The 12,062-nt window shown below is 71.5% G+C and carries 11 protein-coding genes; 7 read left to right on the top strand and 4 right to left on the bottom strand.

Translation table 11 applies throughout. From position 1 onward, the window contains the following. Positions 1-42 precede the first annotated feature (42 nt). Complete coding sequence (locus QSK18_RS04200) at positions 43-819, bottom strand: HAD-IIA family hydrolase (RefSeq protein ID WP_232808585.1); 777 nt, start codon at positions 817-819, stop codon at positions 43-45. A 155-nt stretch (positions 820-974) separates the two neighbouring features. Here QSK18_RS04200 and QSK18_RS04195 point away from each other — a divergent pair, with 155 nt between their 5' ends. Continuing rightward, positions 975-1,445 (top strand): hypothetical protein, encoded by a 471-nt coding sequence (locus tag QSK18_RS04195; protein WP_232808584.1) that lies wholly within the window; start codon positions 975-977, stop codon positions 1,443-1,445. Here the strand turns inward: QSK18_RS04195 and QSK18_RS04190 are convergent. The 3 genes from QSK18_RS04190 to QSK18_RS04180 form a co-directional block, all read right to left on the bottom strand. Then, a complete protein-coding gene (locus QSK18_RS04190) occupies positions 1,431-2,819 on the bottom strand; it encodes an SGNH/GDSL hydrolase family protein (RefSeq protein WP_285616602.1) in 1,389 nt (462 codons plus the stop codon). The genes QSK18_RS04195 and QSK18_RS04190 overlap by 15 nt on opposite strands. A 115-nt stretch (positions 2,820-2,934) precedes the next feature. Beyond that, positions 2,935-4,020 carry an alanine racemase gene (locus QSK18_RS04185; protein ID WP_285616601.1) on the bottom strand — a complete coding sequence of 362 codons (1,086 nt, stop codon included), beginning with the start codon at positions 4,018-4,020 and terminating at the stop codon, positions 2,935-2,937. Then, complete coding sequence (locus QSK18_RS04180) at positions 4,017-5,246, bottom strand: lipid II:glycine glycyltransferase FemX (RefSeq protein WP_285616600.1); 1,230 nt, start codon at positions 5,244-5,246, stop codon at positions 4,017-4,019. The genes QSK18_RS04185 and QSK18_RS04180 overlap by 4 nt, the downstream gene beginning before the upstream one ends. A 153-nt stretch (positions 5,247-5,399) precedes the next feature. On the opposite strand from QSK18_RS04180, the gene QSK18_RS04175 reads away from it, so the two are divergent. From QSK18_RS04175 to QSK18_RS04150, 6 genes are all read left to right on the top strand, one after another. After that, complete coding sequence (locus QSK18_RS04175; RefSeq protein ID WP_285616599.1) at positions 5,400-6,818, top strand: sensor histidine kinase; 1,419 nt, start codon at positions 5,400-5,402, stop codon at positions 6,816-6,818. A gap of 132 nt (positions 6,819-6,950) precedes the next feature. Beyond that, positions 6,951-7,718: a response regulator transcription factor gene (locus QSK18_RS04170; protein WP_352396433.1), complete on the top strand. Its 768-nt coding sequence runs from the start codon at positions 6,951-6,953 to the stop codon at positions 7,716-7,718. 376 nt (positions 7,719-8,094) lie between these two features. Then, positions 8,095-9,117 (top strand): class II fructose-bisphosphate aldolase, encoded by a 1,023-nt coding sequence (gene fbaA, locus QSK18_RS04165; RefSeq protein WP_232808578.1) that lies wholly within the window; start codon positions 8,095-8,097, stop codon positions 9,115-9,117. A 103-nt stretch (positions 9,118-9,220) separates the two neighbouring features. Beyond that, complete coding sequence (locus tag QSK18_RS04160) at positions 9,221-9,658, top strand: DUF3151 domain-containing protein (RefSeq protein WP_232808577.1); 438 nt, start codon at positions 9,221-9,223, stop codon at positions 9,656-9,658. Positions 9,659-9,675: 17 nt separating this feature from the next. Further along, positions 9,676-10,674 (top strand): NAD(P)/FAD-dependent oxidoreductase, encoded by a 999-nt coding sequence (locus tag QSK18_RS04155; RefSeq protein ID WP_232808576.1) that lies wholly within the window; start codon positions 9,676-9,678, stop codon positions 10,672-10,674. 96 nt (positions 10,675-10,770) lie between these two features. Further along, complete coding sequence (locus QSK18_RS04150) at positions 10,771-12,060, top strand: adenylosuccinate synthase (protein ID WP_232808575.1); 1,290 nt, start codon at positions 10,771-10,773, stop codon at positions 12,058-12,060. Positions 12,061-12,062 lie beyond the last annotated feature (2 nt).

The following is a 12,062-nucleotide window of genomic DNA, read 5'->3' as shown; positions in this document are numbered from 1 at the left end:
GCCGCCCGGTGGAGGGCCGGGTGGCCCGGAAACCCTTGCGCATCAGACCAGTTCGATCAGGCTCTCGATCGAGGGCACGATGTGCGACGGGCGGAACGGGTAACGCTGGACGTCGTCGCGGGTGGTCGACCCGGTGAGCACCAGGAAGGTCTCCAGGCCGGCCTCCATCCCGGCGACCACGTCGGTGTCCATCCGGTCGCCGATCATCGCGGTGTACTCCGAGTGCGCGTCGATCGCGTTCAGCGCGCTGCGGAACATCATCGGGTTGGGCTTTCCCACGATGTACGGGTCACGGCCGGTGGCCCGGCTGATCAGCGCCGCCACCGCACCGCAGGCGGGCAGCGGGCCCTCGGCGGAGGGACCGGTCGGGTCGGGGTTGGTGGCGATGAACCGGGCGCCGTTCTCGATCAGCCGGATCGCCTTGGTGATCGCCTCGAACGAGTACGTCCGGGTCTCGCCCAGCACGACGAAGTCGGGGTCGGTGTCGGTGAGCACGTAACCGGCCTCGTGCAGCGCCGTGGTCAGCCCGGCCTCACCGATCACGTAGGCCTTGCCGCCGGGCACCTGGTCGGCCAGGAACTGCGCGGTGGCCAGGGCCGAGGTCCAGATCGAGGTCTCCGGCACGTCCAGGCCGGAGGCGTTCAGCCGGGCCCGCAGGTCACGGGCGGTGTAGATCGAGTTGTTGGTCAGCACCAGGAAGGGGCGCTCCTTCTCCTGGAGCTTCTGCAGGAACTCGGCCGCCCCGGGCAGCGCGAGGCCTTCGTGCACGAGAACGCCGTCCATGTCGGTCAGCCAGCAGCGGATCTCGCGCGTCTTCATGACTTCTCCCAGTCTCTGAGGGGTTACGTCCGGATTCGTTCCGGATTCGGCTCTCCGCGGAAAGCCTGAGCTGGAACCGTACTGCGGTGGACCCGGCCGCAGCAGTCGGCGGACAATCGGCGGAACGTCAGGTGCGCTCGGCCCAGGAGGGGTCCATGGCCAGGTACGCGGTTCTGATCACGTTCGAGGCGCCGGGGCTGCGGGCGTCCTTCGACCGGAAACACACGCTGCGCCGGGGGGTGGGCAGCACGATCCGGATGCTCGCCGCCGACGGCATGCTGGCGGTCACCGCGTCGGGGGTGCGGGCCGACACTCCGTCCGAGGCGGCCGGGCTGGTCACCGAGGAGGTCGGCCGGGCGTGGGCGAAGACCCACGGTCAGCTGAAGATGGCCAGCTGGCGGGCCGACCGCGAACGTGCCCTGGTGGGTGGCCGGCGGCGGCGCCCGGAGTCGGTGCAGGGCGACGGGCCCTGGCCCGGCGGCTGGTTCGGCGCCGGTGACGATCCTGACGAAGGCGGATCGGCCGGGGTGCGTGAGCCCCGGCGCCCGAAACCCGGCCCGGGGTCGATGTCGATGCAGGCCGAACTGCAGCCCGAACTGCCCGGGCCGCAGTCAGCGTCCGAGTAGCGCGTCCAGGTCTAAACTGGCGGCCAGCGCCTGCATCCCGGCATCGCTGGGATGCAGGTTGTCGCCGGAGTCGTACAGCGCACCCATCCGCTCCGGCGCCGCCGGGTCCCGCACGGCCGCGTCGAAGTCGGCCACCGCGTCGAACACGTCGGTGCTGCGGATCCAGTCGTTCACCAGCTTGCGCTGCTGCTCCTTCTCGGCCGTCAGGCAGCCGTCGTCGCAGGTGAACGGGGTGAGGGTGACCGCCGCGACGCGCAGGCCGTGCTCGCGGGCGCGCTCGGCCAGCACGGTCAGGCCGTCGATCACCGTGGTGGCCGGGGTGCCCGAGCCGATGTCGTTGATGCCCAGCGCCAGCACCACCACCCGCACGTCGGGCCGGCTCAGCACGTCGTGGTCGAACCGGCGCAGGCCCGAGGCGCTGGGCGAGTTGCAGCTCAGGTTCTCCGAGGCCACCCGGTTGCCGCCGATGCCCTCGTTGAGCACCCCCAGCCCGCCGGTCGAGGGGTCGGCCCGCAACCGCCCGGCCAGCAGGTCCGGCCAGCGCTGGTTGCGGTCCACCGTGGAGCTCATCCCCTCGGTGATCGAGTCGCCGAACGTGCTGACCGCCCCCACCCCGGCCAGGTCGGGCACGTCGATGCCCTCCAGCCAGAACCACGAGCGCACCGAACCCGAGAACGCCGCGCCGGAAGTCTGGCCGGCCAGGTCGCCCTCACCGATGTACGAGGTGGCGATCGACCGGCTGTGCCCGGAGCCGGCCACGGCCGGACCCTGCGGGACCAGGTCGACGGCGAGCGACTGACCGAAGCCGAAGGTGAGGTCGACCGGATCGCTGACCACCCGCTCGCCGGGCTGGATCTCGACCTCACCGGCGCCCTCGAAGGTCACCCGGCGGGCGGTGCCGCCCCGCAGGTCGGGCGAGCCACTGGCCGCGGCGAGCGCCGCGCTGACCCGGCTCAGCCGCAGCGGTTCGGTGCCGAAGGTGTTGGCCAGGCGGATCCGGAAACCGGTGCCGCCCGCGCTCGGCAGCACCACCTGGCGCAGGGTACGGCCGGACAGGTCGGGGCCGTCCAGGTCCTGCACCGAGGTGCTCCACACCCCGCTCCACCCGGGCGGGATCGCCTTGGCCGGAATGCTCGCCGTAGGGCTCGGGGTGGCCACCGGGAGCCGGGGCGTGGCCGGGGCGGAAGGGCTGGGAGCCAGGGTCTCGGTCTCGCCGGGGAAGGCTGCGGTGACGCAGCGCGACCGGTCCGGGTCGGCGCCGGCGGTCAGGCCGCTGTTGTCCAGAGAGGTCGCCAGAATCACGCCCCCGGTCAGCGCGCCCACCGAGAAGAGGGCGAGCCCGGTGGTGAAGGCCCGTCGACGGCTGTGCCCCACTGCCCCTCCCGAACCCCGCGTGTCCCCCCTGATCGGCACGACGTCGGGCCCGCTGGAGAGTTCAACTCGACGGTAGCCCGTCGGGTTCCGACTTGGGACAACTCCGTATGAACCCTCAGGAAGCCGCCGGCCAGCTCGCCTCCGGCTCGCTCACCCCCGGCCTCAGTTCCACCGCGTCGAACGTACTCACCGTCATCCGGATGTCACAGTCCAGCCGGTCGCCCACCGCCGGCGCGCTCAGATGGGGCGGCACCGCCAGCATCGAGACCTGCATGTGCGCCACGTCGGCGAAGTGCAGCCGGTGCCCGGCCCAGTGGAACGGTGAGGGCGCCCAGCCCGCCCCGCGCGCGGCCCCCAGCACCGCGCCCTTGAGCACGTCCCGCAGACCGCTGTGGGCGGCGCTGGCGTACAGCCCGACTCCGTGCGCGGTGCCGCCGGAGACCACCAGCAGCGTGCCCCCGGCGAACCGGCGCTGCCGGTAGCCCACCGCCTGCCGGTGCGGCATCCGGCGAACATCGAGCACGGTGCCACTGGCCCGGAAGGCCTGGCGGTCGCCCAGCCAGAGGCTGGTCCCGATCCGCGGCCTCACCTGCACGCCCGGATGAGCCGCCCGCACCAGGGCCAGTTCCGGCGGGGTCAGGTGCGAGACCCAGAAAGTGCTGAGCGGGATCCCGGCCCGCCCGAGCGCGTCCAGGGCCAGGTGCACCGACTCCAGTACCCGCCGCCGGTCGCCGCCGCTGGGCAGGTGCATCGCTACGCCGGCCAGCCGCACCTGACGCAGCGGAGCGGCCAGTTCGGCCAGCTCGGAAAGAGTTACACCGTGCCGATGCACCGGGGAGTCCAGCTCGAGGACCACCGCCGGTCCGGCCGCCCCCAGGCCGGCCAGGTGACGCACCACCGAAGCGTGGGCCACCGTGCGCAACACCTGCGTCGGCCGCGGTTCCGGGTTCAGGTCGGCTGTGCCCAGCGGCGCCATCACCGCGATCGTCCCGTGGAAACCCAGCCGTACCGAGGGTATCTCGGCCTCGGTCCCGACGGCGACGGTGTCCACCCCGAGGCGGCCGCAGAGCTCGGCCAGCCGCTCGCGCCCGAAACCGTAGCCGTTGCCCTTGATCACCGGCACCAGCCCGGGAGACTGCGCGGCTGCCCGCCGGATCGCGGCGTGCCAGCGGGGTTCGTCGATCGTCAGCCGAAACGTCATGACCGCGCCTTCTGGATACGCTGATGAGCCTGAAACGCCTTGTGCCACAGCGGGGAAAGAACGAACTCCCACTCCCCGGCGGTCTCCACCACGGATCCGCCCGTGCCCAGCTTGAAACGCAGCAGCCCGGAGAGTTTCTCGGCCTCGTCCAGGGTGTCGGCGATACCGCGTAGGTCGTAGACCCAGCAGTCCCGGGCCAGCGCGGCCCGCATCGCGGCCCACTGCACCGCGGTCGAGGCCTGGGCGTCGCGGTTAAGGGAGGTCGAGCCGCCGTAGGTGTACCAGCAGGTGCGGTCCGCGTCGACGGTGATCGCCGCGGCCAGTGCCTCACCCTCGAGTTCGCCCACCCAGAGCCGCAGAACCGGGCCCAGGGCGTCCCCCATGGTCCGGAAGTAGCTCAGCGGGCGCGGGGTGAAGCCGTCCCGCTCGGCGGTCTCGACGTAGAGCCGGTGGAACACCGCCAGGTCGGCCTCCGAGCCCGGGCGTACCCGCACCCCGGCCGCGGCCGAGCGCTTCACGTTGCGCCGCCACTGCTGGTTCATGCCCTTGAGCAGGTCCTGCGGGGTCTGCCCGCGCAGGTCCAGCCGGACCCCGAGCCGCGGCTGGCCGGCGCTGAAGTGCCCCGACTCGTCCTCCAGCGAGGTCCAGCCCTTCTCGCGCAGGACCTCGAGCAACGCCGTGCCCTCCGGGTGCACCTGGTCGGGTTCGAGGTCGGAGAAGCGGCGGGCCCCGGGGGCGGCCAGGCCGCGCTTGGCGGTGGCGGTGCTCCAGGTGCGCACCGCCTGGGCCGGCCCGATCCGCACGGCGAACGCGTGCTGCGAGCGCAGGTGGGCCAGGAACGGGTCCAGCCACCGGGCGGGCTCGCGCACCACCTGGTGCCAGGGCAGGGCCGGCCCCTCCGGCACGTAGGCCAGGCTCCGGTTGGTGCCGGGCACCGGCCGGTGCAGCACCAGCGCAGCGCCGACGAGTTCCCCCTGCTCGATCCAGCCGATGCTCTCGCTGCGCCAGGACGGCTTCGCCCCGGCCCAGGCCGGGGTCTGCAGGATGCTGGCCGAGTGCGACTCGGCGTAGCGGGCGTGCTGCCGGGCGTCGATCGCCTGCACCACCAGGCCCGTCCGGGACTTCGGCCACAGCGCCGAAGCAGCCTCGGGCCGTAGCCGGAGGGTGTGAGCCGGCCTGCCCCGCAGAAGGCCGGTGGGGGTGCCGCGTAGATCGGTTCCAGGCATGCCGGAAGCGTGGCTGCACCGGACCGTTGACCACATCGGGCGCCGGAACGGTCTGTGCGCGCCCGGCTCGTCCTCTAGAACGAGGTTCGGGAACGAGGGGGTTCATCCTCCGGGAGGAGGCCCGGCCCGCCTCCCCGGCCGTATCGTCGAACGGTGACGAGCCCGTCCCCAAGGCCGAGCACGAGCCCGAGCCCGGCCGTGCGGGTCGCCGTGTTCCTGCGCGACCGGGTCCTGCCCCCCGGGCGTCCGGCGCTGGTGGCCACCGCGGTGGGCCTGAGCTGGGCCCTGGCCATGTACTGGCTGCCCCGGCACGGCTGGTACCCGGGCATCGGCGTGTACGAGTACCAGGCTCTCGGAGCGGTGATCACGCTGGTGCTGCTCACCCGCGACCGTTTCCCCCGGCTCACCCTGATCGCCCTGGCGCTGTTCTACCCCGACGCCTACGGCAGTTGGCTGAGCAGCAACTGGCACATCCTGCCCTACGCCCTGGCCGGGTACACGGTGGCGGCGCGCGGGGCCATGCGTGCCCACTGGGGACTTCTCGTCGGCCTCTTCGGGGTGTTCCGGCACGACTGGGTCAGCGGGCCGGACTGGCAGTCGTGGCCCCTCCTGTCGCTCCTGCAGTACCCGGAGGCCTACTCGTTCTGGGACTTCAACTTCTCCCGCACCGCGCTGTTCGGCTGCGCCTTCGTTGCCACCGTTCTGCTCGGCCGTGCGTCCTATCGGCAGGAGCAGGCGAACCAGGAGCTACGCCGGCGGCAGGAGGAGGTGGAACGGTTGCGCAAGATCGAGACCGACCAGATGGTGATGGCCGAGCGCACCCGGATCGCCCGGGAGCTGCACGACGTGGTGGCGCACCACATCAGCGCCGTGGTGCTGCGCGCCCAGGCCGCCGACCGGGTCGCCGACGCCCAGCCCGAGCAGCTGCGCGAGGCCGTGCGCTGGATCGCCCTGGACGGGCAGCACACCCTGGCCGCCATGCGTCAGGTGGTGAAGGTGCTGCGTTCCACCGACTCGGGAGCCGCCCTGGCCCCGCAGACCACGCTGGCCGAGATCCCCGAGATCGCGGCCCGGATGCAGGCGGTGGGCATGCCGGTCCAGCTGGGTCTGCCGCCGATCCAGCCGATCCTGCCGGCCGCGGTGGAGCTGGCGGCGGTCCGGATCGTGCAGGAGGCGCTGACCAACGCGCTGATCCACGCCCGGGCCGGGCAGGCGCTGGTGGCCCTCGAGCCCTCGGGGGACCAGCTGGTCATCGAGGTCCACGACGACGGTGGGCGGGGGACCTCGTCGGCTGAGGGCGCGGGCACCCGCTGGTCCCGGCGGGCCGCCACCCAGCCCTCCGGCATTCCAGCGGTCGGTGCGGCCACCGGGCAGCCGATGCCGGTAGGTCGTTCGTCCACCTTCGGCTCGGGGCACGGTCTGGTCGGTATGCGCGAACGGGCGGCCTCGTGCGACGGCACCCTCGAGATCGGCCGCTCGCACCTGGGCGGCTGGCTGGTGCGGGCCCGGCTGACCACGGCCGTGTCCAGCGAGTCGCTGATGAACCAGGCGGCGCTGCCGCACGCCGGCTGAACACCTTTCAACACCCAAAGGCACGAATTACGGCCTTCAAAAGCAAAATTGAGGACGCCCTCCCGCACCCAAGGTGCCGATGGTCACCAAAGAGGCGGGCCAGCGTCCTAAAACAAACCCCTGACGGGCAGGATGTACACCGTGTTGAACCAGCCCATCCGTGTTGCCGTGGTCGACGACCAGGGGGTGATCCGGGCGGGGCTGCGCATGATCATCGACCACGAGCCCGATCTGACCGTGGTCGGTGAGGCCGCTGATGGTGCCGCCGCGCTGGCGATGGTCGCGGCCGAACAACCGCACGTGGTGCTGATGGACATCCGTATGCCGGTGCTGGACGGCATCGAGGCCACCCGCCGGCTGTTGGCCGAAGGAGCGGCGGGGGGCCCTCAGCCTGCGGTGCTGATCCTGACCACCTTTGACGACGAGGAGTACGTCCTCGGTGCAATCCGGGCCGGTGCCAGCGGTTTCCTGCTGAAGGACGCGGGCCCGGACGTTCTGGTGGCAGCCGTGCGTACCGTTCACGCCGGCAACTCCCTGGTCGACCCGGTGGTGACCAACACGCTGATCGCCCACTGTCTGGAGCTCGAGCGCGCCCAGCCTCCGGCCCTGCCGGGCGGGCCCGACCGGCCTGCCCACGCCTACTGGTCTCCCCGGCTGGCCACCCTCAGCGAGCGGGAGAAGGAAATCTTCGCCGGGATGGGCCGCGGGCTGTCGAACACCGATCTGGCCGCGCATCTGGTGGTCAGCGAGACCACGGTGAAGACCCACGTCAGCTCGGTGCTGGCCAAGCTGGGGCTGCGGAATCGGGTGCAGGCGGTGGTGGTGGCCTACGAGACCGGCGTGGTGGTGCCGGGGAGGCCGGAAGGCCCTGGCGGAGTTGCCTGGATCACTGGTACTTGATGCACGCCACTCGTTGTCTGGATCACGTTGTCCGGACAGGTTCGGGGGTACTGAACCGACGTCGCACCAGCGTCCGGAATGTCGTGTTGATCACCTGAACCGCTTTGAACTCCGTGCTTGTCCGGACAAGTTGGACACGACCGTTCGTCGATTGGCCCGGGAAGCCGGAGGTGGATGACACCGGCGCGTGTAAAACGGCGGCCCCGTCGAGGAATTCGAGCCTCATGGCCGCGCTTGGAGACGGGTTCGGGCAGGCGTTACGTGCAAGGATCGGCGGCAGGACATGTCTCCGAGGGCCGTACCCGAGCCGTAGACGAGTTACCGCCGAGCCGCAGAGCGAAAACCGCACGCGACGAACCGCACAGGAGCAGCGCAGATGCCGATTGCAACCCCCGAGGTCTACGCGGAGATGCTCGACCGGGCCAAGGCCGGGTCGTTCGCCTATCCCGCCATCAACGTCACCTCGTCCCAGACGCTGAACGCCGCGATCCGCGGGTTCGCCGAGGCGGGCAGTGACGGCATCGTGCAGATCTCCACCGGCGGGGCCGAGTACGCCTCCGGCCCGACGATCAAGAACATGGTCACCGGGGCCGTGGCGCTGGCCCAGTTCGCCCACGAGGTGGCCAAGAACTACGACGTCAACATCGCGCTGCACACCGACCACTGCCCGAAGGACAAGCTCGACGGGTACGTGCGCCCGCTGCTGGCGATCAGCCAGGAACGCGTCGACCGGGGCGAGAACCCGCTGTTCCAGTCGCACATGTGGGACGGCTCGGCGGTGCTGCTGGACGAGAACCTGAAGATCGCCGCCGAACTGCTGGAGCGCACCGCCGCCGCGAAGATCGTTCTGGAGGTGGAGATCGGTGTGGTCGGGGGCGAGGAGGACGGCGTCTCGCACGACATCAACGAGCACCTGTACTCCACCGTGGCCGACGCCAAGGCCACCGTCGAGGCCCTCGGCCTGGGTGAGAAGGGGCGCTACATCACGGCTCTCACCTTCGGCAACGTGCACGGCGTGTACAAGCCGGGCAACGTGAAGCTGCGCCCCGAGATCCTCAAGCAGATCCAGGACGAGATCGGCGCCGAGTACGGCCGCGAGAAGCCGTTCGACCTGGTCTTCCACGGCGGGTCCGGTTCGCTGCCGGAGGAGATCTCGGCCGCCGTCGACTACGGCGTGGTCAAGATGAACGTGGACACCGACACCCAGTACGCCTTCACCCGGCCGGTGGTGGAGCACATGTTCCGCAACTACGACGGCGTGCTGAAGATCGACGGCGAGGTCGGCAACAAGAAGCAGTACGACCCGCGGGCCTGGGGCAAGGCCGCCGAGGCGGGTCTGGCGGCCCGGGTGGTCGAGGCCTGCGAGGCGCTGCGCAGCGCGGGTACGAAGATCAAGTAGAGCGGCGGACGCGTGGCCCGGCTCGCCGGGCCACGCACCTTTGCCGGCGCCGGGCCGGGGGCGGACGGGCGTCTCACCGGCGGGCTGGGGCACAATCACCTCCGTGACCACGCCGCATAACCTGCTCAACTCGCCGCCGCCCACCCTGCTGCCGGACGACGCGGTCTCCCGCGACGCGATCGCCGCGGGGGCCCCGCTGGAGAACGTCGCCGCCGCCAACCCGGCGCACTGCCTGCCCTGGGCGGCCCTGGCCGAGCGGGCGCTGGAGGCCGGGAACGACGTGGAGGCCTACGCCTACGCGCGGACCGGCTACCACCGGGGCCTGGACGCCCTGCGCCGCAACGGCTGGAAGGGGCACGGCCCGGTGCCGTGGTCGCACCTGCCGAACCAGGGTTTCCTGCGGGCGCTGGCCGCGCTCGGCCGCTCCGCCGCCGAGATCGGTGAGGACGAGGAGCGCGAGCGCATCGCCAAGTTCGTGGCCGACTGCGACCCGGAGGCCGCCTCCGCCCTCAACGTTCTGAGCTGGGCGGACCCGCGCTGAGCAAGACCGTCGTCGTGGTGGGCGGCGGGATCGCGGGCATCGCCTGCGCCCGCCGCCTGCACGACGCAGGGGTGAGGGTCCGGGTCTTCGAGCGCGGTCGCCGGATCGGCGGCCGGATGGCGGTGAAGACCGAGTACGTCGGGCCGGTCTCGTCCTTGTCGGTGGGCCACGCGGTCGACATCGGCGCTCCCTACTTCACCGTGCGGGAGGCCCTTTTCGCGCACGTGGTGGCCACCTGGCAGCGGGCCGGCCTGGCCCAGCCCTGGACCGACCGGTTCTCGGTGCTGGACGAGCAGGGCCTGCGCCGGCAGGAGAACGGCCTGCAGCGCTGGTCGACCGTGCCCGGTGCCGGGGGCCTGCGCGGTCTGGTCGAGAACCTGGCCCAGGGGCTGCGGGTGGAGACGGCGCACCTGGTCGAGTCGGTGGGCCTGGAGAACGGGCGCCCCACGGTCGACGGGGAACCGGTGGCCGCGGTCGTGCTGGCCATGCCCGACCCGCAGGCCGAGCGCCTGGTGCCGGCGCCGGTCGCCGCCCGGCTCGGGGTGCAGAACTCCGGTCAGCAGCCGGTGCTCGCGCTCTGGGCGCCCTGGGCGCAGCGCTGGTGGCCGGAGTTCGACGGGGTCTTCGTGAACCACTCCGACGTGCTCACCTGGATCGCCGACAGCGGCCGCAGCCACGCCGACGGGGTGCCCCTGCTGGTCGCCCACAGCACCAGCGAGTTCGCCCGCACCCGGCTGAAGAACCCGAGCTCCGGCATCGAGCCGATGCTGGCCGAACTGGGCCGGGTGCTGGGCGTCGAGCCCACGCCGCGGGCCGAGTGGGCCCGCATCCACCGCTGGTCGTTCGCCGCGCCGGCGCGCACCCATCTGGAGCCGTTCCGGTTGCTGGGGACGGGTGAAGAGCCCGGCCTGATCGGTGTCTGCTCGGACGCCTGGGGCCCGCGCTCCCGGGTGGAACAGGCCTGGATGTCCGGCAACGGGCTGGCCGAGACGCTGCTGAAGCATCTGGACCAGTGATCGACAGGCCCGGGGGGCGTCCGGGCGATGCACTGTCGTCGCGGTAGCATCAATCACCGGACCCCACACCCAGGGGTGAGCTAAGGAGCCCGGTAGATGCCCGCGATCGTTCTGGTCGGCGCCCAGTGGGGCGACGAGGGTAAGGGCAAGGCCACCGATGCCCTCGGCGCCGAAGCCGACTACGTGGTCAAGTTCAACGGCGGCAACAACGCCGGCCACACCGTGGTCGTCGACGGTGAGAAGTACGCGCTGCACCTGCTGCCCTCGGGCATCCTGACGCCGGACTGCATCCCGGTGATCGGCAACGGCGTGGTCATCGACCTGGCCGTGCTGTTCCAGGAGATCGAGGGCCTGACCGCCCGCGGCATCGACTGCTCCAAGCTGCTGATCTCGGCCAACGCCCACCTGATCCCGTCGTACAACCGCACCCTGGACAAGACGGTCGAGCGGTTCCTGGGCAAGCGCAAGATCGGCACCACCGGCCGCGGCATCGGCCCGACCTACGCCGACAAGATGAGCCGGGTCGGCATCCGGGTGCAGGACCTGTTCGACGAGAAGATCCTCCGGCAGAAGATCGAGGGCGCCCTCGAGTCCAAGAACCACCTGCTGGTCAAGGCCTTCAACCGGCGGGCCATCCAGGTCGACGAGGTCTTCGACGAGCTGATCGCCTACGCCGAGCGCCTGCGCCCGATGGTCACCGACACCGGCAAGACGCTGGTCGACGCGCTCGACCGGGGCGAGATGGTGCTCTTCGAGGGCGGCCAGGCCACCCTGCTCGACGTCGACCACGGCAACTACCCGTTCGTCACCTCGTCGAACGCCACCGCCGGCGGCGCCTGCACCGGTTCCGGCGTACCGCCGACCCGGATCGACCGGGTGATCGCGGTGGCCAAGGCCTACGCCACCCGGGTCGGCGAGGGCCCGTTCCCGACCGAGCTGCACGACGAGTGGGGTGACCGGCTGCGCAACGTCGGCGGTGAGTTCGGTACCACCACCGGCCGCCCGCGGCGCTGCGGCTGGTACGACGCGCCGATCTCGCGCTACGCGGCCCGGGTCAACGGCGTCACCGACTTCGTGCTCACCAAGCTCGACGTGCTCACCGGCATCGAGCGCATCCCGGTCTGCGTGGCCTACGACGTGGACGGGGTGCGGCACGACGAGATGCCGATGACGCAGACCGGTTTCCACCACGCCAAGCCGGTCTACGAGCACTTCGAGGGCTGGACCGAGGACATCTCCGCGGCCCGCACGTTCGAGGACCTGCCGAAGAACGCCCAGGCGTACGTGCTCGCCCTGGAAGAGATCTCGGGTCAGCGGATCTCCGCGGTCGGGGTCGGCCCGAGCCGTGAGCAGACCGTGGTGCGCCACTCGCTGCTGCCGGAGTGAGA

Origin of the sequence: Kineosporia sp. NBRC 101677, from assembly GCF_030269265.1 — a bacterium.
GTDB classification, from domain to species: Bacteria; Actinomycetota; Actinomycetes; order Actinomycetales; family Kineosporiaceae; genus Kineosporia; species Kineosporia rhizophila.
The sequence above is the reverse complement of the archived record's forward strand: the minus strand, read 5'-3'. Positions and strand labels throughout refer to the sequence as shown.